Origin of the sequence: Microcoleus sp. D3_18_C2 (genome assembly GCF_036702395.1) — a bacterium.
In the GTDB taxonomy this organism is placed as follows: Bacteria; Cyanobacteriota; Cyanobacteriia; order Cyanobacteriales; family Microcoleaceae; genus Microcoleus.
The window spans coordinates 62,764-89,655 of record NZ_JAUBTG010000011.1; the positions used below are offsets into that span (position 1 = coordinate 62,764).

At 45.0% G+C, this 26,892-nt stretch carries 25 protein-coding genes; 10 read left to right on the forward strand and 15 right to left on the reverse strand.

The window, feature by feature from the left end:
* The first annotated feature begins 282 nt into the window (after positions 1 to 282).
* Positions 283 to 2,928 (forward strand): tetratricopeptide repeat protein, encoded by a 2,646-nt coding sequence (locus QUA88_RS09950; RefSeq protein ID WP_333271484.1) that lies wholly within the window; start codon positions 283 to 285, stop codon positions 2,926 to 2,928.
* A gap of 39 nt (positions 2,929 to 2,967) precedes the next feature.
* Here the strand turns inward: QUA88_RS09950 and QUA88_RS09955 are convergent, their stop codons facing one another.
* Both QUA88_RS09955 and QUA88_RS09960 read right to left on the reverse strand, forming a co-directional pair.
* Entirely contained in the window at positions 2,968 to 3,483 is a 516-nt protein-coding gene (locus QUA88_RS09955; RefSeq protein ID WP_333271487.1) for an isoprenylcysteine carboxylmethyltransferase family protein, read from the reverse strand.
* A gap of 167 nt (positions 3,484 to 3,650) precedes the next feature.
* Complete coding sequence (locus QUA88_RS09960) at positions 3,651 to 4,595, reverse strand: aldo/keto reductase (protein WP_333231230.1); 945 nt, start codon at positions 4,593 to 4,595, stop codon at positions 3,651 to 3,653.
* A 150-nt stretch (positions 4,596 to 4,745) separates the two neighbouring features.
* Here QUA88_RS09960 and QUA88_RS09965 point away from each other — a divergent pair, with 150 nt between their 5' ends.
* Together QUA88_RS09965 and QUA88_RS09970 are read left to right on the forward strand one after the other, a co-directional pair.
* Positions 4,746 to 6,179 carry a BCD family MFS transporter gene (locus tag QUA88_RS09965; RefSeq protein WP_333271490.1) on the forward strand — a complete coding sequence of 478 codons (1,434 nt, stop codon included), beginning with the start codon at positions 4,746 to 4,748 and terminating at the stop codon, positions 6,177 to 6,179.
* Between the two features lie 94 nt (positions 6,180 to 6,273).
* Entirely contained in the window at positions 6,274 to 7,104 is an 831-nt protein-coding gene (locus QUA88_RS09970; RefSeq protein WP_333271493.1) for an inositol monophosphatase family protein, read from the forward strand.
* A 515-nt stretch (positions 7,105 to 7,619) separates the two neighbouring features.
* Here QUA88_RS09970 and QUA88_RS09975 read toward each other — a convergent pair.
* Complete coding sequence (locus QUA88_RS09975) at positions 7,620 to 8,189, reverse strand: PIN domain-containing protein (RefSeq protein ID WP_333055516.1); 570 nt, start codon at positions 8,187 to 8,189, stop codon at positions 7,620 to 7,622.
* Between the two features lie 3 nt (positions 8,190 to 8,192).
* Positions 8,193 to 8,663 (reverse strand): excisionase family DNA-binding protein, encoded by a 471-nt coding sequence (locus QUA88_RS09980; RefSeq protein ID WP_333055517.1) that lies wholly within the window; start codon positions 8,661 to 8,663, stop codon positions 8,193 to 8,195.
* Positions 8,664 to 8,753: 90 nt separating this feature from the next.
* On the opposite strand from QUA88_RS09980, the gene QUA88_RS09985 reads away from it, so the two are divergent.
* Entirely contained in the window at positions 8,754 to 9,377 is a 624-nt protein-coding gene (locus QUA88_RS09985; protein ID WP_333231122.1) for a hypothetical protein, read from the forward strand.
* A gap of 77 nt (positions 9,378 to 9,454) precedes the next feature.
* On the opposite strand, the gene QUA88_RS09990 is transcribed toward QUA88_RS09985, so the two are convergent.
* From QUA88_RS09990 to QUA88_RS10005, 4 genes are all read right to left on the reverse strand, one after another.
* Positions 9,455 to 10,036, reverse strand: a complete 582-nt coding sequence (locus QUA88_RS09990) for an NAD(P)H-dependent oxidoreductase (protein ID WP_333055519.1) — start codon at positions 10,034 to 10,036, stop codon at positions 9,455 to 9,457.
* 38 nt (positions 10,037 to 10,074) lie between these two features.
* Positions 10,075 to 10,956: a ChaN family lipoprotein gene (locus QUA88_RS09995; RefSeq protein ID WP_333055520.1), complete on the reverse strand. Its 882-nt coding sequence runs from the start codon at positions 10,954 to 10,956 to the stop codon at positions 10,075 to 10,077.
* Positions 10,957 to 11,505: 549 nt separating this feature from the next.
* Positions 11,506 to 11,868: a cupin domain-containing protein gene (locus tag QUA88_RS10000; RefSeq protein ID WP_333055521.1), complete on the reverse strand. Its 363-nt coding sequence runs from the start codon at positions 11,866 to 11,868 to the stop codon at positions 11,506 to 11,508.
* Between the two features lie 95 nt (positions 11,869 to 11,963).
* Positions 11,964 to 12,239 carry a hypothetical protein gene (locus QUA88_RS10005; protein WP_333055589.1) on the reverse strand — a complete coding sequence of 92 codons (276 nt, stop codon included), beginning with the start codon at positions 12,237 to 12,239 and terminating at the stop codon, positions 11,964 to 11,966.
* A gap of 160 nt (positions 12,240 to 12,399) precedes the next feature.
* Between QUA88_RS10005 and QUA88_RS10010 the strand changes: the two genes are divergently transcribed.
* The 4 genes from QUA88_RS10010 to QUA88_RS10025 all read left to right on the forward strand — a co-directional run bounded on the left by QUA88_RS10010 (position 12,400) and on the right by QUA88_RS10025 (position 15,523).
* Positions 12,400 to 13,038: a peroxiredoxin gene (locus QUA88_RS10010; RefSeq protein ID WP_333055522.1), complete on the forward strand. Its 639-nt coding sequence runs from the start codon at positions 12,400 to 12,402 to the stop codon at positions 13,036 to 13,038.
* Between the two features lie 301 nt (positions 13,039 to 13,339).
* Positions 13,340 to 13,921 carry a Uma2 family endonuclease gene (locus tag QUA88_RS10015; protein WP_333206102.1) on the forward strand — a complete coding sequence of 194 codons (582 nt, stop codon included), beginning with the start codon at positions 13,340 to 13,342 and terminating at the stop codon, positions 13,919 to 13,921.
* 65 nt (positions 13,922 to 13,986) lie between these two features.
* On the forward strand, positions 13,987 to 14,961 hold the full coding sequence (locus QUA88_RS10020) for a cysteine synthase A (protein WP_333055524.1): 975 nt from the start codon (positions 13,987 to 13,989) through the stop codon (positions 14,959 to 14,961).
* A 262-nt stretch (positions 14,962 to 15,223) separates the two neighbouring features.
* The gene (locus QUA88_RS10025) at positions 15,224 to 15,523 is read left to right on the forward strand and encodes a (2Fe-2S) ferredoxin domain-containing protein (RefSeq protein ID WP_333208076.1); all 300 of its coding nucleotides are present in this window, start codon (positions 15,224 to 15,226) and stop codon (positions 15,521 to 15,523) included.
* Positions 15,524 to 15,537: 14 nt separating this feature from the next.
* Here the strand turns inward: QUA88_RS10025 and QUA88_RS10030 are convergent, their stop codons facing one another.
* From QUA88_RS10030 to QUA88_RS10060, 7 genes are all read right to left on the reverse strand, one after another.
* Complete coding sequence (locus QUA88_RS10030) at positions 15,538 to 16,767, reverse strand: hypothetical protein (protein WP_333208074.1); 1,230 nt, start codon at positions 16,765 to 16,767, stop codon at positions 15,538 to 15,540.
* A 170-nt stretch (positions 16,768 to 16,937) separates the two neighbouring features.
* Positions 16,938 to 17,219, reverse strand: coding sequence for an HNH endonuclease (locus QUA88_RS10035; protein WP_333175565.1), 282 nt, complete (start codon positions 17,217 to 17,219; stop codon positions 16,938 to 16,940).
* 290 nt (positions 17,220 to 17,509) lie between these two features.
* Positions 17,510 to 18,133 (reverse strand): heme-copper oxidase subunit III, encoded by a 624-nt coding sequence (locus tag QUA88_RS10040; protein ID WP_333151381.1) that lies wholly within the window; start codon positions 18,131 to 18,133, stop codon positions 17,510 to 17,512.
* 122 nt (positions 18,134 to 18,255) lie between these two features.
* Entirely contained in the window at positions 18,256 to 20,061 is a 1,806-nt protein-coding gene (ctaD, locus tag QUA88_RS10045; protein WP_333208072.1) for a cytochrome c oxidase subunit I, read from the reverse strand.
* A gap of 78 nt (positions 20,062 to 20,139) precedes the next feature.
* Positions 20,140 to 21,141, reverse strand: coding sequence for a cytochrome c oxidase subunit II (locus QUA88_RS10050; RefSeq protein WP_333208071.1), 1,002 nt, complete (start codon positions 21,139 to 21,141; stop codon positions 20,140 to 20,142).
* 221 nt (positions 21,142 to 21,362) lie between these two features.
* Positions 21,363 to 22,121, reverse strand: coding sequence for a class I SAM-dependent methyltransferase (locus QUA88_RS10055; protein WP_333208183.1), 759 nt, complete (start codon positions 22,119 to 22,121; stop codon positions 21,363 to 21,365).
* A gap of 97 nt (positions 22,122 to 22,218) precedes the next feature.
* The gene (locus QUA88_RS10060; RefSeq protein WP_333271501.1) at positions 22,219 to 23,235 is read right to left on the reverse strand and encodes an LD-carboxypeptidase; all 1,017 of its coding nucleotides are present in this window, start codon (positions 23,233 to 23,235) and stop codon (positions 22,219 to 22,221) included.
* A gap of 194 nt (positions 23,236 to 23,429) precedes the next feature.
* Here QUA88_RS10060 and QUA88_RS10065 point away from each other — a divergent pair, with 194 nt between their 5' ends.
* On the forward strand, positions 23,430 to 24,863 hold the full coding sequence (locus QUA88_RS10065; RefSeq protein ID WP_333208067.1) for a carotenoid oxygenase family protein: 1,434 nt from the start codon (positions 23,430 to 23,432) through the stop codon (positions 24,861 to 24,863).
* 713 nt (positions 24,864 to 25,576) lie between these two features.
* Complete coding sequence (locus QUA88_RS10070) at positions 25,577 to 26,398, forward strand: SDR family NAD(P)-dependent oxidoreductase (protein ID WP_333259334.1); 822 nt, start codon at positions 25,577 to 25,579, stop codon at positions 26,396 to 26,398.
* Positions 26,399 to 26,892 lie beyond the last annotated feature (494 nt).

A 26,892-nucleotide genomic window follows, 5' to 3' on the forward strand; every position in this document is an offset into this window, starting at 1 on the left:
AGAAAAAAACAGTCGAACTTTAAGAGTGAAATAATCAACATAAATTCTGGTCTCTTTGTGGTTAGCAAACTACGAAGAGACTATTATTCGTAGGATATAACTCATTTGTATAATATTTGCCTCATGTCTTTTAGCTTTAACTACCTCAGTTTTTTAACTGCAAGTCTGAGCTTTTTGCTGAACTTGCCATTAAGAGAATTGCATATACATCATCCAAATAGGATAACAACCACATTTGTAACACAAAATTCAACGGTTTCAAACCGTCAAATAGAAGCAGATTTGCTATTCGAGACAGGTCGGGAAAAACTTCGTCAAAACCAATATAAAGAAGCATTAGAAATCTACCAACAAGCTTTAGTAATTCGTCGAGAAATTGGCGATGTCAAAGGTATTGCAGAGACCACCCGTGCTCTAGGACTTGTTCATGCTTATCTCGGTCAATATTCGTCAGCTATTCAGTTATTAGAGCAATCTCTAACTATTTGTCAAGAACTAATTAATCAGGAATGTATGAGTAAAACTATTCATGAGATTGGAAAAGTTTATTACTGGAAAGGAGAGTTTTATAAAGCATTAGATTTCTATCAACAAAGCCTTGCAATTCGTCAGGAAATTAACGACAGAGCTGGTATTGGGAGTATTTTTAATAGCATTGGCTTAGTTTACGATAATTTAAGTCAATACTCTCAAGCCCTTAATTTATACGAGCAGAGTCTAGCTATTAGCCGAGAACTTAACGATCTAGCAAATATGGGAAGGACTCTAAATAATATAGGGCTAGTTTACACTGCTTTGGGCGATAATCTCCAAGCACTGGAGTTACACCGGCAAGCTTTAGTCATTCGTAGAGAACTTAACGACAAATCTGGAGAAGGATACAGTCTTCACAATATTGGGTGGGCTTACGAACAGTTAGGAGATTACTCCAAAGCTTTGGAATTTTATGAACAAGCATTAGCTATTCGGAGACAACTCGGCGGAAATGCCAGTATAGCGCGTACCCTTAGCAAAGTTGGATCTATTTATTACAGGCGGGAGCAATATTCTCAAGGAATAGACGCGCTTAAACAAGCATTATCAATTTTTCAAGAAGTGGGAGAAAAGGCATGGACTGGCAACACTTTTAATAGCATTGGTAGTGTCTATAAGGATTTAAATCAATTTGACCAAGCGTTAGATTCTTACCAGAAAGCGTTAGCAATTATTAAAGAAATTGGCGATCGCCAAACAGAACGCCTCATTCTTAGTAACATAGGGGAAGTATTGGCGAAACAAAATCAACCAGAAGTAGCGATAGCCTTTTATAAATTATCCGTTAATGTCACCGAATCAATTCGCAGCGATTTGCGCTCTCTCCCCCCCGAACAACAGCTTTCTTATACAACAACTGTCGCCGATACCTACCGCCGCCTCGCCGATTTATTACTGCAACAAGACCGAGTTTTAGAAGCACAACAAGTCCTCGATTTACTCAAAATTCAAGAAATAGAAGATTACCTGCATTCCGTTCGGGGAAACGAACAAACAGCACAAGGTATTCCCTTAACTCCTCAAGAACAGCAAATCCGAAACAGACACAATGAAATTTTAAATAGAGAAATTCAACTAGGCAGAAAGCTGGCTGAATTAGAAAAAATTACTCCAGCTAATCGCACATCCCAGCAGCAACAAGAAATTGCCAATCTCAGGCAAATGCAGCAGGAAATGCGCGGCACATTCAATGAATTTATTAATTCTCCTGAAATTGTTGCCATTCTCCAACAACTCAGCCCTAGAGTACAAACTGTGAATCTAGCTCAACTCAATAACATACGATCGGATGTATTGCAGCGGTTAGAAAAAAAAGCCGTATTGATTCAGCCTTTAATTTTAGAAGACCGTTTAGAATTGGTAATAACAACTGCTGATGCTCCCCCATTCCGACGTACTGTAGCAGTTAAAAAACAAGAACTCAATCAAGCAATTCTGGAATTTCGCATGGCTTTGGAAGATCCCAACTCCGATGCCACAATCCCAGCCAATAAACTTTATAATTGGTTAATTAAACCCCTAGAAGACGATCTGACTGAAGCACAAGCTAAAAGCATTATTTATGCTCCTGACGGACAGTTACGCTACATTCCCCTAGCAGCTTTATACGACGGCAAACAATGGTTGGGGCAGCGGTTTGTCATTAATAATATTACTGCTATGAGCCTGACAAAATTCAATGTAGAAACTGCTGCTAAACCTCGCATTTTAGCGGGTGCTTTTGCTACGGGTCGTCATAATTTTAAACGGGGGTCTACTCGATTTGGTTTTTCGGGTTTGCCATTTGCGGGGCTAGAAGTGGAAAATTTAGCTGCGATGATGCCAGGAACTACAAAATTAATAGATCGGGAATTCAATCGTGCCACAATGATTCCGCGTTTGCCAGATTATAACATTATTCATTTGGCAACTCATGCTATGTTTGTTACCGGACAACCGGAAGATTCGTTTATTTTGCTAGGTGATGGGGGTCTAATTACCCTGCCCGATATTCAAACTTTAAACCTACTAAATGTAGACTTGGTAGTATTGAGTGCTTGCCAGACGGGGATAGGTGGTAAACTAGGTAATGGAGAAGAAATTTTAGGTTTTGGCTACCAGATACAGGAAACAGGGGCAAAAGCTGCGCTCGCTTCTTTATGGATAGTAGATGATGGCGGCACTCAAGCTTTGATGGTTGCTTTTTATACGGCGTTGCTGTCGGGAAATAAAAAGGCAGAAGCTTTGCAAAAAGCGCAAATTGCGTTAATTACAGGTGATGATTCGGTGTTGGGTCGATCGGCCAATTTATCAATTTTAGCTCAAACTCGCAGCGGTTTGAAACGGTCAGTGGCCAGTCGTTTGCATCATCCATACTACTGGGCACCGTTTATTCTAATTGGTAATGGTCTTTAGATAGTTGACTGTTGACAGCGAGGTTTTTAGATCGAACTGTTAATAGATTCCGGGAATTAGTTTTTTTACTCGCTGGCGGTACTCTGAATAGTCTGGATATTTTTTGGTTAACCAGGTTTCTTCTCGGTTGGCTTTGATCTCGAAAAGTATTATTAATAGTGCGCTGGCTATTAAGTGGGATATGCTCATTTGAAAAAGTGTCCAGCCGAGGGCTGCTAAAATTAAGCCGCTGTATAATGGATGCCGCACTATCCCGTAAATGCCTGTTTGGATTAATTCTCCGTCTTCTCTGGGATACGGTAAGGGTGTGAGGTTTTTTCCTAAGTCTATCAATCCTTTGATGATGAAAATTAATCCGGTTAAGCCTAGAATACTGGCCACAAACCAGATAATATAAAGTAAGTGGGTTGATTGAATTTTTAATCCTGGCAGTTGATAAACTGGTAAGATTACAAATCCTGTGAGCAATCCTCCTTGAAGCAAAACTAAATATTCGCCGCGGCTGTTATTGCGCCAGCCTTCGCGCGTGAAACCCCAGTCAGTTAAGATTTTCATAGTAAGACGAAGTTCGGCAACGGATTTTGTAACGGATGTAACGGATGTCAGGAAGAAGGAAGAAGGAAGAGGGGAGAAGAAAGTGAACTGTAGGTTGGGTAGACCGAAGTAAAACCCAACCTACGGCGAACAGTCAACAGTCAACAGTCAACAATTAACAAACAAATTTATTCTCGCCAGGGACGTGTCATTAATTCTAATTGATTGACTTCTTCTTGGCTCAAATTCCAGCCTAAAGCGCCTGCATTTTCTTGGGCTTGTTTGGCGGTTTTGGCGCCGGGAATGGGGATGACTCCGTTTTGGCATATCAACCAGTTTAGGGCAACTTGGGCGGGCGTTCGATCGCGCTTTCGGCCCATTTTCCGCAGGGTAGACATGACTAATTCAATTTTTTCGATGCCGCTTTTGCTGAAGCGGGAGTCCATTTTGCGGGCTCCTGTAGGTGGTTCTTGGGCTGTGTATTTGCCGGTGAGCAATCCTTGGGCTAATGGGCTGTATGCTAAAATTGTAACTCCCAATTCGCGGGCAGCACTCACAATTCCTTGTTTTTCTACTTGCCGCGACAGCAAGGAGTAACGGACTTGATTTGTTGCTAGGGGAACGCCTCTGGCTGCTAGGATTTTATGGGCTTGGCGCATCTGTTCTACTGAATAGTTGCTGACTCCTACTGCTTGAATTCTGCCTTGTTTTACTTCATCAGCTAAGGCGTTCATTAGGGTTTCTTGACTGAGTAAAAAAGTGAATGGCCAGTGCACTTGGTAGAGGGCTATTTGTTCTACTTGCAAGCGTTTTAAGCTGGCACTCAAAGCGTCGGAAACTGATTTTCCTGTAATCCGCCAAGGTACGGGGCCGAATTTGGTGGCTATTTGCACGGGTTGGCTGGTTTTTTTGATAAACTGCCCCAGCAATTCTTCTGACAAGCCGTTACCGTAGACTTCGGCTGTGTCAAAAAAGTTGACTCCGTTGTCAAGGGATGTTTTGAATGCTGCTTCGACTTCGGCGGCGCCGTAGTTGCTGCCGTAGTTCCAAAATAGTTTGTCGCCCCAAGCCCAAGTTCCGACGCACAGGGGAATGACGGCGGGGCCGTTTTGTCCTAGGGTAATGGTTGTCACGGTTGGTAAATCCACAGTTATTGATTCTCTTTATTTTTATATGAATTTATACGAATAATCCCGATCGAGCTTCTAGCCGGGGGAGGAATGGCGGCTGGTGGCGATATCTCAGTTACTATAAGTGCAAATGATGTGTTTATTTGAGTAGTTATGTCGATCGACCGTTTACCAGATTCAAGATTAACAGATTCCGCGACTCCTGCTATCAAGAGAGTTACCCTGCTGACTATGTTCCGGTTGGGTTTGTTTCAGATGGGATTGGGCATGATGTCGATTTTGACCCTGGGGGTACTCAATCGCGTCATGATTAAGGAGTTGGCGATTCCGGCTACTGTGGTGGCGGGTACGCTGGCTATGCACCAGTTTGTCGCCCCGGCTAGGGTGTGGTTCGGGCAAATGTCTGATGCTAGGCCTTTGTTTGGCCATCACCGCACGGGTTATGTGTGGATGGGCGGGGTTTTGTTTGTGATTTCTGCTTTTTTGGCGGTACAGGTGATGTGGCGCTTGGGCAGCAGTTTGGAGGCTGTGGGGTGGACGACTCCTACTTACGGTTGGGTGGGTTTGTTGGGTTTGATTTTTGCGCTTTACGGTATTGCTATTTGTTCGAGTTCGACTCCTTTTGCTGCTTTGTTGGTGGATGTTTCCGATGAGGAGGATCGATCGAAGTTGGTGGGTGTGGTGTGGTCGATGCTGATGGTTGGTATTATTATCGGGGCGATTGTTAGCAGCGGTTTGCTGAAGCAAATTGATGGGGATGTGCCACGGGAAGTGTTACAGGCTTCGATTAATGGTTTGTTTGTGAAGGTGCCGGCGCTGGTTTTGCTGTTGGTGGGGATTGCGACTTTTGGCGTTGAGAAAAAGTATTCGCGGTACAAGATGCGATCGTCTGCAGTGAATCGAGAAGATAAAATTACTCTGGGAAGTGCGCTGCGGATTTTGACTGCTAGCCGCCAAACCGGTTTGTTTTTTACTTTCCTGCTGATTATGACAATTTGCTTGTTTATGCAGGATGCGGTTTTGGAACCTTACGGCGGGGAAATTTTTAAGATGTCGATTTCGGAAACTACGCAGTTGAATGCTATTTATGGTACTGGTACTCTGATCGGTTTGAGTGCAACTGGTTTTTTAATTGTGCCGCGCATTGGCAAGGAAAATACGATTAGGTTGGGCTGTTTGTCGGTTGCTGCTTGCTTTGGTTTAATTATTTTATCGGGATTCACAGGTAATCCAATTGTGTTTAAGTCTGCTTTAATGTTGTTTGGTTTAGCTTCGGGTATTACTACGACGGGTGCGCTGAGTTTGATGTTGGATTTGACGGCTGCAGAAACTGCTGGGACTTTTATTGGTGCTTGGGGTTTGTCGCAGGCGATGGCGCGGGGTGTGGCGACGATTAGTGGCGGTGCTATTTTGGATTTGGGCAGAAGTTTGTTTGGGGTGCCGATGTTGGCTTACGGGTTGGTTTTTGCTGTGCCGGCGGTGGGTATGATTCTGGCTGTTTGGCTGTTGGGTAGGGTGGATGTTCGGGAGTTTCAGGATAATGCTAAAAGTGCGATCGCCACTATTCTTGAAAATGAATTAGACTGATGTGTTGTCAGGAAAGCAGGTGTCAGTTGTCAGTTGGGCTGTGGCAGTTGTTAGTTCCAATAATCAATAACCAATAACCAATAACTAATAACTAATGACTAATTTTTGGGATTCTATTTTAAGTTTTGCACGGGTTACTGTCGAGAAAGTCGGACAGCAGTTGTTGCAAGATTTCGGTTCCGCGCAAGCGGATGAGAAGGATGACGGGAGTTTGGTGACGAAATCGGATAATTGGGCTGATGCGGAAATTAGAAGTGCGATCGCATCTACTTTTCCCAGTCACGGGATTTTAAGTGAGGAGGGCGAACACGTTTTCCCAGATACTGAATGGTGTTGGGTTGTCGATCCTTTGGATGCTACGACTAATTTTGCTAGGGGAATTCCGATTTGGGGTATTTCTTTGGGTTTGTTGTATCGCGGAACCCCGGTTTTTGGCTGCGTGCATTTGCCGCCAATTAATCAGTCTTTTCACGGTTTTTATGCACCTGATTTTGCGGGCGGCGTGTTTGACAATATGCCTCAAGGTGCTTTTTTAAACGGGCAGCAAATTCGGCCGACTGCTGATAAAATGAGCGGCAATCATTTTTTTAATTTGTGTTCGCGGAGTGTGGGAATCGGGCCTCATCTTCCGAGTAAAGTTCGGATGTTGGGCATGGCTAGTTACAATTTTTTGACTGTGGCTTCGGGTGTGGCTATGGGAGGGGTGGAAGCGACTCCCAAAATTTGGGATATTGCGGGGAGTTGGGTAATTGTGAAGGCTGCTGGTGCGGTTTGGTTGCCGCTGGAATCCCCGGCTATTTTTCCGCTGGAAGTGGGGAAGAGTTACGGCAGGATTTCTTATCCGACTTTGGTGATGAATCGGCAGGAGTTGGTGTCGGTGTTTTTGCCGTTTGTGGAGGCTTGGAAGAAGAAAAAAATGGGGTGATACTATTTGAGATTTTCGATTTTAGATTTTCGATTAAGGAATTACTAATTCCCAAAGGGTTTGAATATAATCTACAGTTTCATTCTTTTTGCGAACTGGTATCATTGGCGATCGCACAAATCGCTCAATTATCAAATAAAACTGCAAGGCAGGCGTAACGGAGGAGTCTCCCACGCCTGCCGTGCTGTTTGGAAGAAATATACCGACCGATGACCGATGGTTCAAGTATGCCTACTGTTGTCTATTTCTGCCAATCTGCGATCGGGTGGTTTTGTTTTACGTCGATCGGGTGATGCAGTCTTGGTATAATTTGTGGTAATGTTTCCACGAGCTATTATCTCTAGGAAATAAAATTATACCCGTTTTCAAGTAGAGGCACAAGGGTAAATATATTTACTGCGGTGTGGGAAAAAGTAGATGAGTGGTATCTTGGCTATGCCGAAGAGTTAGCCTGTGAGAAGATACAAGAATAAACCTGGGAAGAAACTCGGAAAAGTCTGCGGTTGGCGATCGCACTAATCTCCATAGCACAATTCTCGCATCCGATTTGCTGACAGCGGCAGTCCCAATTCTACCAGCGTTCCCAAATACTCGTCAGGCGTTTTTGGCGGATTTTTGAGCCTGATTCTTTGTTTCTCGGCTGCTTTGCATACACCTTCAAACTTTAAGTTGAGAAAGCGCAGGATAAAGTCATCTGGGTGCAGCGGTTCAATGTTATATTGTTTGAGATTCTCAGTAGGAAAATCCCTGAGATTGAAAGTAACGATAAAATCCGCGCGAGAATGAATTGCTGCTGCTAGAACGTGCCGATCGCCCGGATCTGGAAGTTCCAACTCTGGTATAATTGGCTCGTAGCCAGTCACCACACAATTTTTAATGCTTGCATTCATCAGATTTTTGGTTCTGGCAAGCTGTTCTAATGTGAGATTTGGATTGTTCTGAAGCACGTTTCTCATCCACTCGCCGTGAATCTCTTCTGTCCACCTCGGCTCAAACACATCACCAACTGCTAATTCCATCAAAAAATCGCGGAGTGCGGCTGAATACAAAACATTAGCATCGCAGACAACTTTTACAATTTCCATGAGTTAGTCGTACAAACCGAGTGCTTCTGATTCTGCGACAAGTTCGTCAAGTATTTTACTTCTTTTGTCATAATCCTGCTTTTTATATTTCATTACATCTTCATAACGTATCCGGCGACAGGTACTTACCATTTTGTAAGGAATTTCGCCAGAATCTAGTAACTGCCACACATACTCGCGGGAGACATTCAGTATGGCCTCAACCTGCCAGATATCGAGTTCCTCAGTAATTGGAATCAGCTTGACAGTATTGCCGCTGCTTGTCTGTTGCAAAATCGCTAATAGCAGTGGCAATGCTGCGGCAGGTATGTCAATTGTCTTTCCCTCTTTTTCGTTTAATATCAATTTGAGGGATTCGCCAGACGGATGATTTTGCAAGTGCGATTCTAAAGCGCGGCTGCTGGTTTTGGCAACCGCTGCTTCTGCTGCTGTCGGTAAAGCAGGTGCTGAGTCGGGATCTCCGGTGAATGTCATGTTAATTTGGGGTTGAGTATAACAGGCAATCAATTATAATTGTAGCAATTTGAGAATGCGATCGCCCAAATCGAGCAAGGAGGTTAACCTGTGGCATACAGCGACTTTACAACTTTAGCGAAAGTTAGAGAATCTTTTAATTTAACCGTAGAAGAACCTTTAGATTTGTTTAGTGATATCCCAGAGGTACAGCCAAGTTCCTATTTGCAAACTACTTTAACTGAAAACCTGTCTTTAGCTACTGCAATTAATACAGAAAAGGCTCGCGCTGAATTAATTATTGCTCCAATATTATTGGAAGTCAGGCGGCAATTTAATTTTCAAGTTGGTTTTTTCTCTGGTTCAGAATTCAATGTAGATCTAGAAGCGGGCTTAAACGGGTATTGCGATTATATTCTCACTGCATCGAAGGATTCCTATGAAATTCGCGCCCCCGTAATTACTCTCACAGAGGCTAAGAATGAAAGTATTAAATCCGGTTTAGGCCAGTGTATTGCAGAAATGGTAGCCGCCCAATTATTTAATCAGCGCAGCGGAGAGCAAATTGAAAGCATTTATGGGGCTGTTACTACGGGTACTGATTGGAAGTTTCTTAAATTGAGTAACAGCACAATTTTCATTGACAAGCGAGACTTTTTTGTTAATGAAATTAGTCGGATTTTGGGCATTTTAACAATGCCGTTTCAAGGCTTTTATTCTATGAATCGCACTTGATGCAGCCAGCAAAATAACAGATACTAGGATAGGGACACAACATTGCTGTGTCCCTACTGCAAAATGAATTTATTGCTTCAGGCGATTAATTTCGACAGCACATTAGACAACTTAGCACCTAGATTCTCAACAGCGTCCTGCTGTTTGGGATCTTTCATCGTACCGTCAGCATTAAATGCTTCAAAAGCTTGGGGAACTGCTTTCTGATCCGGGAGTACCAATACGTTAATATTCCCCAGGATCGATCGCAAATGAACCAATCCCCGCAAACCGCCCATTCCGCCTGGAGAAGCACTCATAATTACCGCTACTTTGCCAGTAAATGCCACCAATCCCGGTTCACCCGGTGCTGGGCGCGATACCCAATCGATCGCATTTTTCAACACAGGCGTAATTGAACTGTTATACTCAGGGGAAGCTATCAAAAAGCCGTCATGCGCTACCATTAATTCCTTCAATTTACGGGCATTTTCTGGCATTCCCTCTTTTGCTTCCAAATCTTCGTCAAATAGCGGCAGCGGCAAATCGCGCAAATCTACATAAGTAACTTCTGCACCCGCCGCAGTAGCCCCAGCCGCCGCAACTTTTACCAGCAGTTTGTTATATGATCCTTCGCGGGTACTTCCGGCAAATGCGAGAATTTTTGGTCTGTTTGTCATGGATTTTTTCCTAATTATTGCTTCCGCGTATAATTGTACTATTCCGAGTGATTCCAAACAAAGTCAGCAATGGGTCTATCTGCCGACAAAACAGGATTGTCATTGGAATTGAGTAAAACCGATCGCATTTTTACATTCCCGACACCCAAACGCCTTTCGACGCGACTGGGAATGCCGTAACCGTAAATAATGTGTCCTTTCCCCGCCAACACCACAACTTGATAGTCGGGGTTTGCTTTGACAAATTGGGCTATTTTTTCCGCCATAGTTTCATCCCACAAAACTTGAGCTTGCAAGAATCTTTCAAAAGCCGTACTATTTCCCTGTCCTGCCTTTTGGTGTTGCTGGTAAACTTCTAGCAGCAGTTGCCGATATTCCGCGTTGTCGGTGCGAATTTCCGATATTGGCGGAATGTGCTTTTTTTCCTCCGCTGTGAGGCTTTCTAAACCTTGAGTGGCAACTTTTCTCGTTACTTCGGATGGTGTATTTAAGGCGAGGACAGGTAGTTGATTTTCTTTGGCAAACCGCAAAATGGGGGCGTAAGATTCCCAGGGAAAGCGCCATCTGCGATCGTACTCTGTTTGCTCGACTAATTGCTGTTCAGTCAGTTTACCTGCTAAGTAGTTGTCGATCGCACTTTGAAAGGGACGCTGAAACATTTCCATCGCGATCGCAATTTTCCGATTTTGCCGCTGCATTTCTCGGATAATCTTCAGTTGAGCTTGGTGGTCTTCCGCACTATCGTGGGTTTCTCCCAGATACACGACTTTTGCCTTCACCAACTGTTGCAGAATCTCTTGGTTAGTGTAAGTCTGCCCAGGTTGAGGGTTCGCCGTCGTTTGGGCTGTCACTGCACTGCTGCACAGCAGAAAGATACTCAGCGACAAGGCGCACAGTTTGATGAGTTTGGTTGTTTTCATACAAATATTATGCCGTTTCTCGCAGCCGCAAGCACAGCCGAACTCTACTATTTTACCTGAGCAGCTAGAAAGCTCAATGCTTAATTTAACTTCATCATTTTCCGCCGTTACTTCTAAAAATGTAAAGTTTAGTTGCAGGTACTTGCGCTTCTAGAATAAGGTGCTAAATTAATAATATGAAGCGAACAAAAAGCTTCTCTGACAGATACCACATCTAGATAGCACAGCGAAGTTCACAATAGAATCTAAGGAGTAAAAACGCTGTTTAATCTCACATCTGTCTCATTAAAAACCAATAGCAGCACCCACCAACAAAGCTGATACTTCCTCAACTAATGAGAGGGGAGCAATGCAACTGAATCCGAGGATTATTGCAACTCCACATCGAAGTTGAAAAAAGAGGAAATCACTCGGTACATATGGCTGGGTGCTGTTGTTGTTAAAATAGATTTTTGGTTTGTGATGTTTTTTTCAGTCAAGGCAGAGCCTCTAGATATGCGTTACCGGGCAGAACCTGGTAACGAGCAGACCAGGAGAAAAACTAGAAAATTACTCGAAAATTGTCTCGTCTTCCTTTCGCCACGCGGGATCGACGATACAAATAAATATTAGCGGCTTTGTGCCACAGTTGTAAATAAACTGCTTGGCGTTTGGCGGAATGTAAACTGCATCTCCGGCTTCCACGAATTGATTTTCCTCGTCGATGTGCATTTCTCCAACGCCACTGAGAATGTAGTAAACTTCAGAAGTTGTCAGGGAGTGCAGCGCAGAAGTTTGTCCCGGTGGCAAAGTGGCGTGGGCTAAACTGTAACGCAAATCCACAGCTTGTTTGTCTGGATGCAGCAATTCTCGCAGTTGAGTACCGTCGCCAGCAATAAACTCGTCGCAGGCATTTAGCTTTTGAATTAGCATTCTTTCGACACTCCTGAAAATCTCTTTACCACAACTTAAGTTTAATTGAAAGAGCCAGAGATGTTAAGAAATATGTAAAGTGGCGGCCGGATTTTTCAACCGTAAATTCCCGAATGCCCTCGATAATCAGGACAGTCGATCGCATCTTCAGATAAAGCTATGGTAGGCTGAACGGGACACTTGAGGTGGTAATCGCCGGTGAAAAATACGCAGTTAGCACAAGGGATTTGGTGCATCCGCTGAGCTCGGCGCAGGGAGTCGGCGACAGTACGCCCGATACTCGAAAATATCAAAAAAACTAAACCCCAGGCGGAGACAAAACACAGCGGGACTAAAACAGGCTGTATTGCCTTGAGCAAAAAGTAAAGCATAGCAATCAAATTTAGCGGTATAAGCCACACATACATTACAGTAGTGGAATTGCCGATCGATCGACCAAAAAGTTTAGAATCCTTTACAGCTCGATCGAGAAACCGGGGAATTATGGCATGATAAGGAACAGTCCTTAAATAAAATTAGAGGAAATCAGTTATGACTCTGCGATTAGGCGATACAGTTCCCAACTTTACCCAAGCTTCGTCTGAAGGCGAAATCAATTTCTACGACTGGGCTGGGGATAGCTGGGTCGTGTTGTTTTCCCACCCGAAAGACTATACTCCAGTGTGCACCACAGAACTCGGTGCAGTGGCCCGTCTCAAGTCGGAATTTGAAAAGCGGGGAGTCAAAACCATTGCCCTCAGCGTCGATGATGTGGATTCTCACATGGGCTGGATTAAAGATATTGAGGAAACTCAAAACGTCACCCTCAATTATCCGATTTTAGCAGATGGCGATCGTAAAGTTTCCGACATTTACGACATGATCCATCCCAACTCGCTAAACAACTTAACAATCCGCACAGTTTTTGTTATTGACCCGGAAAAGAAATTGCGTTTGAGCATTACTTATCCCGCGAGCACTGGTCGGAATTTTAATGAAATTTTGCGAGTAATTGATTCCTTGCAACTTACCGACAAATACAGCGTCGCGACTCCGGTTGATTGGAAAGACGGCGACGATTGCGTCATCGTACCTTCGATTACCGACCCGAAAGAGTTGGCAGAGAAATTTCCTAAAGGTTATACGCCGATTAAGCCTTATTTGCGGATGACTCCTCAGCCGAATAAATAGGTTTAACATTCCTGGACGCAGAACCTAATTATGTAAGGTGCCCACGGAGCACCTTACCTCTATAATTCGCACGTAATATCAAATCCGTTGACATCGGAATTATGCATCTCTCTCTTCTCTTTCTCTGTGTTCTCTGTGCCCTCTGTGGTTTAATCATTCCGATACAACCGGAATTGATCCCACACCAGCTTATAGTTAGGAATTGAGTCCTTAATCCTGATTTTCGAGCACTCAAGTGCTAACTACAAACAAAGAAATTGTGCAATCTTGTGTAAACACTTTAGATTGGAGGAAAGGCAAAATGCTGTCATCAACAATTGTGTTGCGAATACCGCCAAAATTGCAAATGACAGAAGACGAGTTTTTCGAGTTCTGTCAAATCAATAGTGAATTACGCATTGAACGCAACAAATCGGGAGAATTGCTAATTATGCCCCCTACTGGTGGAACAACAGGAAATCGCAGCGGTAGCGTCTTTGGAGAGTTGTATATTTGGGCTCGCCAAGATGGAACAGGTATGTGTTTTGACTCCAGTACGGGATTTAAGCTTTCAATGGGTGACAGGTCTCCAGATGCCTCGTGGATTAAACTGGAACGGTGGAATACTTTGTCACCAGAACAGCAAGATAAATTCCCACCTATTTGCCCGGATTTTGTAGTAGAACTGAGGTCGGCTTCTGACAATCTCAAGCCATTGCAAGAAAAAATGCAAGAATATATGAGAGAACCAGGAGTGCAGTTAGGCTGGTTAATTGACCGCAAAAATCGCAGAGTTTATATTTACCGTCCCGGTTTGCCCGAAGAATGTTTGGAGAATCCGGCTACAGTTAGCGGCGACCCCGTTTTGCCGGGATTCGTACTTAATATGAGCAAGATTTGGTAGAACTGGTAGCAATAAATATCAACTTCTTGTAAAAATTAATAATAGGATGCAAAAATCAAAAAAATATGGATATTAAAAACGGCTTTGTAGGCACAATAGGCAACACACCACTAATTCGCTTAAACAGCTTCAGCGATGAAACTGGCTGCGAAATTCTCGGCAAAGCAGAGTTTCTCAATCCCGGCGGTTCCGTTAAAGATAGGGCTGCTTTATACATCATCAAAGATGCAGAAGAAAAAGGCTTGCTGAAACCGGGCGGCACCGTTGTTGAAGGCACTGCGGGCAATACTGGCATCGGTTTGGCCCACATTTGCAACGCTAAAGGTTACAAATGTTTGATTGTGATTCCCGATAACCAATCTCAAGAAAAAATCGATGCTTTAAGAACCTTGGGCGCGGAAGTTCGGACTGTTCCCGCTGTTCCTTACAAAGACCCGAACAATTATGTCAAATTGTCGGGAAGATTGGCGGCAGAAATGGAGAATGCTGTCTGGGCAAATCAGTTTGACAATTTAGCCAATCGCCGAGCTCATTACGAGACAACTGGCCCGGAAATTTGGGAACAAACTGATGGGAAAATTGATGCTTGGGTAGCCGCAACGGGTACAGGCGGCACTTTTGCTGGGGTAGGAATGTTTTTGAAAGAAAAAAATCCTGCTGTGAGAATTGTCTTGGCAGACCCGATGGGCAGCGGGCTTTACAGTTATTTCAAAACTGGGGAAATTAAGACTGAAGGTAGTTCGATTACTGAGGGAATTGGCACCAGTCGCGTCACTGGAAATATGGAGAATGCCCCGGTAGACGACGCCATCCAAATTCACGATACTGAAGCTGTCCGGGTGATTTACCAACTGCTGAGGAAAGAAGGGCTGTTTATGGGCGGTTCTGTGGGGATTAATGTGGGGGCGGCGGTGGCTTTGGCGAAGCAAATGGGGCCTGGACATACGATTGTGACGGTACTCTGTGATGGCGGGGCTCGGTATCAGTCGCGTTTGTTCGATCGACAATGGTTGGCTTCCAAAGGTCTGTCACCAGATTAATTATAGGGTGCGTTGAAGTCTTAAGCTGTCCCGCATCTAAATTGTATTTTTCGGGCGGGCGGGACGCTAGGGCCCCTACTCCCCACGATAATTTGAGGAATTCAAAGCGATTGAATGCAATTCAAGTTTAATGAGTTGTGGGATGGGCTTCTAGCCCGTCCAAAGTTTTTAACGACTTTCCTACAATTTGGGCATATATGGCCACACATATTCCCATGATACAAAAATAGCATATATTGAGCAGATTGTCAAGTGAAAAAACATGAAAATTATCCAATCTTCTAGGCAAGTTCTCGTTTGCCAAAACCGCACTTGTCGCAAGCAAAATTCAGCAAAGGTACTGGCAGCTTTTCAGAAATTGTCGCCCTCAGAAGTTGAAGTTGTTGCTAGCGGTTGTTTGGGACAGTGTGGCAACGGGCCGATGGTGTTGGTACTACCAGAAGAGGTTTGGTACAATGGGGTTTGCCCTGAAGAAGTTGCGGCAATAACTGAGCAACATTTGCGGGGAGGAAAGCCGGTAGAGAGGATGCTTTATCGCAAGTTTCACCGACTTTCTCATTAGTCGATCGCCCGCCTTTAAAATTCTTCCGCAAACAATCGGCGGAGAATTTCCGTGACTTCGGCGCAAAATCTGGCGTCGAGTTCGATGGCTAGGCGATCGACACTGGAACCGCCTACAGGTTTTTCAGCCCGCAAAGTCATGGCTAAAGTTCTGAGTTTTGCGGGATTTCCCGCCGCCTTCGGTCGCTCGTCAACAAACCGCACTAAAGCCACATAAACTGTTTCTAGGGTTCCCCGGATCGAGCTGAGTCCGTAACCCAATTTTGAGATAATTACTGGAGAAGTAATAAGGGTATCCATCCCCAAAGTTTTAATTGCTACGTCCACATATCGAGCGCTATCATGTCCCATTGCTCTGACAATGCTTTCTAAACTGTTCCACTGAGATCCTTTCATGCGCGATCGCTGTTCGATGTGGAAGTGCCATCCTAACATGGAAATTAGCCTGGTCAAATCATAAGCAGATACGGTATTACTTTGTTTGGTACTGTTTAATGCCGCACTTAGCAGCACTTGTTTTTTGGTGAGATCGAAGATTTTGGGGTTGTTGTGATAAGGATTTTCGCCGTAATCGCCGCGAAAAATTAGGTCATTATTGCCAGTAGCGCTCTTGAGCCATTGCTCTAATCCTATGCGAGTATCGAAGCGTTTGAACATCGCAGCTAAGGAGTTTGAACTTGCTATATTTGAGGCATAGCTAATCATATCTTTTGCTAAATCGTAAAAGTAAAAATCGTGTCTTAGCCCGTTGCCATCTCTAACAACGCAGTTGTCAATGTCGCAGTCTGGATATTTGGTATTTACTTGACTAACGATATTAAGGAGTGCGATAATTTTAGTAGCACTCCACTGTTCAGCTTTGGTAAGTGCGTTTTTTCCCAGCCACTGCGCCTGAATTTTGCCATCTACAAAAGTACCAATGCAAACGCAGGCTTCTTTGATGTCTGCGTGGAGGAAACTTAAAGCTTGAGAGTTAATTTGAGGTAGTTCTCCCAGGCTGGGAAACGGAGTAGGTTTGAGGGGATTATTGGGGCCTGGAATAGAGCTAATTACTTTTAAGCCGTCGGGTTTCTGTTTGAGATAATCGGGATAGTTTTTAATGTGTTGTTGGTAAGGGGATTTTTCAACGCCCCTGTCTAAAAAAGCTAGTTTGTTGATGTTAGCTTGGGCATCTATTTCCATTTGGAGGTAGTTTTTGTAGATGCGCGCTCGGTCTTTTGCGAGTTCGAGGGAGGTGAGGTTCATGATAATTGTTGGCAGCTTGTTACGAATAAGTAAATAACTATACTAGGATTTAGGCAAACAAACCGGGTTGCTATATAAAATTTTGGGTTAGGAAACGAAAATTAATGAAGAAACCGGGCATCAGACAGTAACTGCGTCCAGGAGTATATACCTAATTTCTGGCCCTGCAATCAAGCTTTTTTGCCGCGTACTTGAATGCGTTTGTCGGTTTTTTGTTTCTTAATCCAAGAGACAAATTTCTGGAGTTCAGGGTCATTTTTGAGCTTTTCCAGGGTGTTGAGCTCTTGGGCGAGGTGTTTGTTGTCAAATAGAGAGTGAATCTGGCGGTGACAGGCTGAGCAAATGTCGATTGTCGGGCTGGGATCTTCGTTTTTCCGCTTGGTGTTTTGTTTGGGGATGAGGTGATGGGCGGTTAATGCTTCCATTTGTCGATCGCACAATTCGCACTGCATAATTTTCTCAATGCTGCTGGATAGGAGAATTGCTACTTTTAGTTTAGCGCGATCGGCTTTGAGGAGGTGAATGATATCATGTGCGATCGATTAACCATAATATCCCGGTCGGGGCGGGTTTTTGAGATTGTCAATTATTGGCAGGTATTGTTGGCGAACCCGCCCCTACGAAAATCGCGGTCGCTCGACCGGACTTGATATGAAAGGCGATCGCACTCTCCAAACAATAAAAAACCCCCAATTGGGGGTCATACAAATCTCTTGTGGCAGAGGCCCAAAAGCCTCTGGGCTCACAAAATATACAGCAGCAAAAACAAAACAATCCAAATCACATCGACAAAGTGCCAGTAAATTTCAGTCGCTTCGATGCCGAAGTGGTGCTCGCTAGAATAGTGACCTTGGGTGCGCGATCGCCAAACTACCCCCGCCATCAGCAGCACTCCAAACGTAACGTGCAAGCCGTGAAAAGCAGTCAAAACGTAAAAGCAACTGGCATACAAATTAGTCGTCAAGCCAAACTCTAAATGAGTGTATTCGTAAACCTGACCTGCCAAGAAAACTGCGCCCATAGCAATAGTTACGAGCAACCAATTCCGCATTCCAGTGGCATCATTCTTTTTAATTGCAGTATCAGCATTGTGAATCACAAAACTGCTAGCAATCAAAATCACCGTATTAATTCCCGGCAGCAATAACTCTCGTCCAGGCGTACCTTCAGGAGGCCACACGGGAGCCATCGCCCGATAAATCAAATACGCGGCAAACATACCGAAAAATATCATGCCTTCAGCGCACAGGAACACAATTACGCCTAACATTCTGTGGTCGGGATGCTCGACGCCGTGTGCTTCTACTTCGCCCTCGTGGTGGTAATTTAGGGCTGTTTTTGTCGGATCGATCGCTGGAATTTGCATAAGAAATTGGTAATGAAGAAGTCAGTTGTCAGTTGTCCGTGGGCATTAGTCATCAGTCAACAGTCAACAGTCAACAATGCCCAATGACTGATGACTGATGAATGATGACTGATGACTAATAACTATTCGCCATCTTGACTTTCATCAGCAGGAGAATCAACATCTCTCTCTGATTCAGGAGCGACCAAAGTGGCAGTACCGCCAAAGAAAGTTGAAGCTTGAGCCTCCGCAATAGGAATACCTGTTTTCTGGGCATTGCGGGTAGCATTTTCCCTCAGCTTGAGCCTGAGACGTTCCCCTGTATGCTGAATTTTTTCCATGCCGTAATCGTAAGGGCCCGTTGCCAATACCGGCACTCCTTCAAAATTTTCGATCGGGGGTGGCGAAGTCGTCATCCATTCCAAACTCAAAGCTTGCCAAGGATTGTCACCTGCTTTCGGGCCGTACATCCAGCTCCAAATCACATTAATGATAAACGGGATTGTAGACACTGCCAGCATATAAGCACCGACAGTACAAATGACATTAATTGTGGTAAATTTCGGGTCGTACATTGCCACCCGCCGGGGCATTCCTTGCATCCCCAAAGCGTGCATCGGCAGGAAAGTTACAGTAAAGCCCACATAGGTTAAAACAAAGTGAACTCTACCCCAAAATTCATTAATCATCCGCCCCGTCATTTTGGGGAACCAGTGGTAAAAAGCAGCGTAAATTCCAAACACTGAGCCGCCAAACAGCACGTAGTGTAGGTGAGCGACGACAAAATAAGTGTCGTGAACGTGAATGTCAAAAGGTACGGAAGCTACCATGATCCCGGTGATGCCGCCGAGGACAAATGTTGAGATAAAACCCATCCCAAATAGCATCGCGCTGACAAGCCGGAGTTTGCCTCCCCAAATAGTTGCCAACCAGCTAAATATTTTAATCCCAGTTGGTACGGCGATGATCATAGTGGTGATCATAAAAAACATCCGCAGCCAGCCGGGGGTGCCGCTGGTAAACATATGGTGCGCCCACACGATCAACCCTAAAAAGCTGATTGCGAGACTCGAATAGGCGATCGCCAAATAACCAAAAATTGGCTTGCGCGAATGCACCGGCAAAACTTCTGAAATCACCCCGAAAAAGGGCATAATCATAATGTAAACTGCCGGGTGCGAATAAAACCAGAATAAATGCTGGTAGACGATGGGATCGCCGTTGCCTGTCGGGTTAAAAAATGCCGTCCCTGCTAACAAGTCAAACGACAGCAAAATCAAAGCTGCGGCTAAGACTGGAGTAGCAATCAAAGTCAGCGCTGAAGTCGCAATCATCGCCCAGCAAAACAAAGGCATATCATTGAGACCCATGCTCGGAACGCGCATGGTAAAGATGGTAACGGCAAAATTCACCGCCCCCAAAATCGAAGAAGTTCCCAGAATCAAAACGCTGAGAATCCAAATTTCTTCCCCCGCTTGAGCAGTAACTAAGCTCAAAGGCGGATAGGAAGTCCAACCCGCCTGTGGAGCTCCTACCAAAAAACTGCTCAACAGCAAAATGCCACCTACGGGAATCATCCAAAAGGCAACGGCATTTAGCCGGGGAAATGCCATGTCTTTGGCCCCAATCATTAAGGGGATCAAAAAGTTAGCAAATCCGGCTCCGGCGGGTACGATCCACAGGAAGATCATCACCGTCGCGTGAACAGTAAATAAACTGTTATAGAGTTCGGGGGTGACAAAATCGGCGTCGGGGGTGGCGAGTTCTGTTCGCACCAAAGTTGCCATCACGCCGCCGATTAGATAGAAAATAAATGTTGTGACTAGGTATTGAATACCGATGACTTTGTGGTCGGTATTAAAAGTGAAGTAGTCGCGCCAATGTCTATCGGCGGGCGCTGTTCCGCGAGCCTCAGTGTTTGCACTTTCTTGGAACTGTGCTTGTGTCATAGTTATTAGTCATTAGTTATTAGTCATTAGTTATTAGCTCTGGGTCAAACACCCAGTGCCAGGAACTAATGACTATTTTTAGTGATGAGTTGGGTGAAGTTGTTCTAGGGTTTCGGAATTAATTTTTATTTCCCTGACGTAGGGAGCCAAAAATTCACCGTCTGACAATTCCCCTGGATTGACTGCAACTGCTTGCTCTAAGTTTTGACTGCTAGCAACTTGCTGTTCTTGCAGCCAACTGTCGAATTCTTCGGGCGTGTGAACGACTGCTACAGCTTTCATCGCTCCGTGATAAGCGCCGCACAATTCAGCACAAACCACCCGGTATTCGCCGGTTTTAGTTGGTGTAAATCTCAGTTCGCTCGGCCGGCCGGGAATTGCATCTTGTTTGAGGCGAAATTCTGGCAGCCAAAATGCGTGCAGCACGTCTTGAGCTGCGATATTTAGCTGTACGTCGCGGTTGGCTGGCATATGCAGTTCGCCGGAACTAACGCCGCTTTCTGGATAGCTAAAAATCCAGGCGTACTGCAAACCAGTGACATTTACAACTAAATCTGCTGGTTTGTCTTCATTTTCTGGGGAAGCGCCTACGCCTAAAGCAACAAGTTTTCTAGACGGAATTTGAGGGGCGTTTTGGGGTGTATCTGAGAGTGTGGCTGCGATCGCACTTCCCCGCATTTTAGAGTGCGCTTGCATGGTGCCGTGGTCATGATTGCCCATCGGATCGAGGCCTCCCATTGAGTTGTAAATCTCAAAACTGTAGACTCCGATTCCTAAAATAATCACCGCTGGCACGGCTGTCCAAAGAATTTCTAAGGGAAAGTTGTCATGCCAAGGCGGCCCGTCTGTGTTGTCTCCTTGACGGCGGCGATATTTAATTGCAGCAACGATGAGAATTCCCTGGACCATGATAAATAGTCCAGTGGAAATGGTCATCATTGTATTGAATAGTCCGTCTATCTGGGATGCTTCGTCAGAGGCGGCGAGCGGCATCAAACCGTGATTCTGCCCGTACCAGAGACTGATCAGAGTCACTCCGATGCCGGCGAGCATGGTGAGGATGGAACTTGGAATGTTCACGCTGGTACTTCTTAATAGCGACACTTCTTCGCTTGAAAAATGAAGGAAGCGCCTCTGGGTTATCAATTTTTAATTGTAAATGGTATTTTTAGTAAAATGTCTCTCTTAAGGGTTACTTAAGGCTTAGAATTTTTGACCGATCGCCTGCGCGCCTCAAAAATACGTCTTTTGTACCTTGACAAAACTCAGTAAAAATGGTATAGAATCGCTCTATTTGGCTGCTAAATTTGAGATTTTTTCTCAAACACCATCAAATGCTGCTGGGGTAACATATCTTTTGTCTCTTTCCATACTAAACCGACGGCGGCCATTTCTTTTTTCACCTGCTTCTGCGTCATTTTGTGCAAACCTTTAATGGGAATCAGCGGGTTTTCGCCCCGATACTCGATCGATACTGTGCGGCCTCCCGGTTTGAGTGCTTTCACAATTCCTTGCATCATTTCTCTGGGATATGCAAATTCGTGATAAGCATCGACCATCAAAACTAAATCTACGCTGTTTTCTGGCAAATTCGGATTGTCGATACTGCCCAAAACTGGCTCAACGTTAGCGATATTTTTTTCTTGTTTATTCAATTCCAGAAAATTAATCATTTCCGGCTGCACGTCAACTGCTAAAACCTTTCCTTCTGGAACTAAGGGAGCGATGCGAAAGCTAAAATATCCCGTTCCGGCTCCAATGTCTGCTACAATATCGGTTGGTTTTAAATCGAGATTGTTGACTAATCGAGCTGATTTTTCTTCCATGCCGCGAGACGGTCTTTCTAGCCAACTAGCGCCTTGATATCCCATGACTTGGGCAATTTCTCGACCCATGTAAAATTTGCCGATTCCGTCGGGATTGTGGACGGTTCGCTGCTGATAAATGGAGTCGCTGTTGGCGGTTTTACTTGCTGCTGCACAGGCGTTGAGCGGCAACAGGCACATTATTGCTAAGATAATTGCTGCTAGCGGTTTAATGAATTGTCGGTTTTTCACGATCGTCCTAATTGTATGTTTAATTTTTTCATTACCAGGCTCTGCGCGGTCATGCAGAACTGGAGGAAGAGCCGAGCGAATATCGAGAATAATTTAAGATTTAGCTGACAGCGGATTCTAACAATTTAATTGTACCAGAGTCAGCGTCGATTTCGACTTGTTTGCCGATCGGCAAAGTGAACTGCTCCCGGATGTGTCCCACCATAGAACCATACCACGCGGGAATCTTCAAAGGCCGAATGTGGTCGGACAAGACTTGAGGTAAGGTTAGGGACTCTTGGGGTTTTTCAGCTTCGCACTTGGTACACTGTCCGAAAATAAAACCTGATATTTTATCGAGAATGCCCGCTAATTTAAGCTGCGTCAACATTCTATCGATGCGATAAACTTCTTCGCCAACTTCCTCGACAAACAAAATACTATTTTCCCACTGCGGTAAATATGCAGAACCCACCATTGCTGCGATTACTGATAAATTGCCGCCGATTAGTTTTCCCCTAGCTGTGCCGCGCCCGATTGTTTGAACTTGCACGCTTGGGGAGTTTTGCATGGTCACAGAGCCGCCCTCAAACAAAACTTTTTTGACGTAATTTACTGTAAAGGGGCTCCAAGTTGACACACCTAAAGGGCCGTGAAAAGTAATTATATTAGTTTTAGCATAAATCGCCAATAACAGCGCCGTAATATCACTAAATCCCATAATAATTTTGGGATTGTTGCGGATAATATTGTAATCTAGGAGTGGCAATATCCGACCGCAGCCCCAGCCGCCCATCCCGGTAAAAATAGCTCGCACTGAGTCGTCGGCAAAGGCTGCGTTGACATCGGCGGCGCGATCGGCATCCTTGCCGGCTAAATAGCCGTAGCGATCGTAAAAATGCTCTCCCAATTTAACTTTTAAACCCAGGTTATCCAGAACTTTAAAAAATGGCTGCACTTCTTTTTCGTAGTTGAAAGCGGCAGGATTGATTAAGGCTACAGTATCGCCGACTTGCAGGCGGCGCGGATTAGCGATCGCACTTTTGGGAGATAGGTTGGTTTGGGCGAGGGGCAAAAGCTGAGTACCAATAGCAGTCAGCCCAAAAGTTCTGATCAGAGCACGGCGGCGGAGAGTCATAAGTGTTATACCCTTGTTCGATTAAGTGAGGTACAGGTTGAGATTTTAGATTTTAGATTTTAGATTTTAGATTGGGGGATTGAGCAATTGTTAATTCATTGATGAATGGCTCACGCGAGAACTGTTATAGATGGTTTTTGCTATAATTGTATAGCAAAATATCTGTCAGATCAGTTTAAAATTGCGAGTTTCCAATGAAAACAGACACTAAAATCTCAGCTAAAAAATCTTGGGCTCAAGCTTTAGCCCGTCCTGCTGCGGAGTTTCCGCTGACTCAGCTATCGGTTAAAACTGGTAAAATTCCCGACGGATTGCGCGGCACTCTCTACCGCAACGGGCCCGGACGTTTGGAACGTGGCGGTGTTGCTGCGGGACACTGGTTTGATGGCGACGGTGCAATTTTGGCTGTACATTTTACCGATGTCGGTGCTACGGCTGTTTATCGCTACGTGAAAACAGCGGGATATCTAGCTGAAGAAAAAGCTGATAAATTTCTCTACAGTAATTATGGCATGACAGCACCGGGCCCTGTGTGGTTGCGGTGGACTAAAACTGTTAAAAATGCTGCCAATACTTCTGTTTTAGCTTTGCCCGATCGCCTTTTGGCATTGTGGGAAGGTGGCCCGCCTCACCGCCTCGATTTGCAAACCCTGGAAACTCAGGGAACGGACGATTTAGGCAGTTTAGATAGTAAATTTGTTTATTCTGCTCACTGCAAGCGCGACCCGATTACTGGCAATATTTTCAACTTTGGAGTTACCAACGGTGCGACTACAAAGTTGAATCTGTATAAAAGCGATTTTACTGGCCAAGTCGTGCAACAATCAACAGTTGCTTTAGATGGAATTTACGCGCTCCACGATTTTGTTTTGGCGGGTAAATATCTGATATTTTTTATCCCGCCGGTGCAAGTCAATTTTTTGCCATTGTTAACGGGAATTAGCAGTTATAGCGAGTCCTTTCAGTGGAAACCGGAGTTAGGTACTCAGATATTAATTTTTGACTCAGAAACTCTCTCTTTAGTTAGTCGCGGCGAAACTGAACCTTGGTTTCAGTGGCATTTTGCTAACGGTTTTGTCAAGGAAGATGGTTCCGTGGCTGTAGATTTTGTGCGCTTCGCTGACTTTCAAACTAATCAGCGACTGAAAGAAGTACCGACTGGTGAAACTAGCACCGATGCGGAGGGTACTCTTTGCCGAGTGCATCTCAATCCTCTGACGGCGAAAGTGACAGGAATAGAAGAATTGTTGGATAAACCTTGTGAGTTTCCGATCGTACCTGCTGCCGAAATAGGGCAAGACTCACGATATATTTATCTGGCAATGTATCGCCCTGACGTTGATATTGTACCGGAACGTTTCGGTGCGATCGCCCGTTTCGACACGCAAAGCCGCAATCTCACAATTGCCGACTGTGGCGAAAATCGCTATCCCGCAGAGCCCATCTACGTTCCAGATATTTCCTCGGAGAAAGGTTGGATAGTAACAGTTGTTTACGACGGCAATTCTGACAGCAGCGAAGTCTGGATATTTGACAGCGAAGGGCTTGATCGCGAACCTGTTTGCAAGCTAGAACTGCCCGGTGTCATACCTTTGGGCTTTCACGGCACTTGGAAATCGGCAGTCTGAGAAAATTGTAAAGAAGTGTTGCGGAAGATTTATTAAAAATTGTTGCCGCTTCTCTGTCAAGTTGTTAAGGTGTGTGTAGATAGGAAATTCTCATATCTAGGAGGTGTGGAATTGATAATCTGCATTGCTCAATTATCCTGTGCCAATTCGCACGAATCCCCGGCGATTGTAAGTCGCCGCTGCACAGGATTTCGTCTGCCTCTGCGGACTAAAAAAAGAGGGGTAATTAAGCCCTGGCGAATAACTAATCCCGGCGAATATTCCCGGCGAATGAATTCGCGGCTACACAGGCAAAGTCCGCCTCTGCAGACTGAAGGAAACCAATACCTGGCGAATAAATTCGCGGCTACACAGGCAAAGTCCGCCTCTGCAGACTGAAGAAAAAGCGGTAATAAAGCCCGCTTTGACATGATTATCGACTAGGTTTGCCCATCTCAGCTTTGTCTGCTGGCATGAGGTTAAAAGACCAGATAATTAACTGATTTCTGGCAAACCAAAAGTTTAGTTCAGCTCACGCGCACGTTAGCGATTCAAAAGTTTTTAGTTTTGAGTTAACCCCACAAGTAAATGAGGTCTATCGAAACAAGATAGCCTTTTCAACAATTATGAATTATGAGTTGTTACCGCCAAAACATTCAACTCATAACTAATAATTCACAACTCACAACTCATAACTCCGTGCCGCGGTGAGCATCTACCAAAAGGTTTAATCTATGCAACTTCAAGGAAAAACAGCTCTTGTTACAGGAGCTTCGCGCGGAATTGGGCGATCGATCGCCCTGGAATTAGCGAGACAAGGAGTCAAACGCTTGTTGATTGTGGCGCGCAACCGCAGGCAATTAATTGAACTGGCAGAGGAAATCGATGTTTTGGGCACAGAAGTAGTGCCGTTAGCTTTGGATTTAACTCAGTCAGTAGCGGTGAATATTGCGATCGCCCAAGCTTGGCGAGATAGCGGCCCCATTCACCTGCTAGTCAACTGTGCAGGCGTCGCCCACCAAGCATCTTTCTTGCGTTCCCCGCTGCCGTTAATCGAGGAAGAAATCGCCTTAAACTTGCTCGGAACCTACACAATTACCCGCTTGATAGCTCGGCGAATGGCGACTCAAAAAGAGGGAACAATCGTCAATGTTTCCAGCTTAATGGGCAAAATTGCCGCTCCCACAATGGCAACTTATTCTGCTACCAAATTTGCCATTTTGGGATTCACCCAAGCTTTGCGTAGCGAGTTAACTCAGTACAATGTTCGAGTCACAGCTTTGCTGCCATCTCTAACAGATACCGACATGGTGCGAGACTTGGAGCAATTCCGCTGGGTAGTGCCCACAACTCCCGAAAAAGTTGCCCTAGCACTGGTGGCGGGATTGCACAAAGATGCACCGGAAATCTTGGTAGGATGGCAAAGTCATCTAGCAGTTTGGTGTCACCGAATTGCGCCTTGGTTGCTGGATTTTGTGTTGCGGATGGCGACTCCCGAACTTCGGAATAAATCGCGGGGCCGCAAATTGCGGGAGGCTTTAGCTAGCGGGCGATAAACCCTTTTCTGGGCGGGCAAGATGCCCAACACACAAGAAAACTCATTCTTTGTGGAATGGGCATCTTGCCCGTTCCGGGCTCTTCGGCCCATTGGTGTCAACTTAAGCTGTCAGCCCGCCCAGCCGGTAGTCCGCCCGCCCACCCGGTAGTCCGCCAGGGATTGAAATCCCTGTCTCATAGCGAAAGTCCTCGCTATGAGGACTGGGAAAAAGAATTTTTGACGTTGCTGATTCACGCCGCCCACCCAATAGTCCGCTAATCCGCCAGGGATTTAAATCCCTGTCTCATAGCGAAAGTCCTCTGAAAGAGGACTGGGAAAAAGAATTTTTGACGTTGCTGATTCACGCCGCCCACCCGTTAGTCCGCCAATCCGCCAGGGGTTGAAACCCCTGTCTCATAGTGAAAGTCCTCGCTATGAGGACTGGGAAAAAGAATTTTTGACGTTGCTGATTCACGCCGCCCACCCGTTAGTCCGCCAATCCGCCAGGGGTTG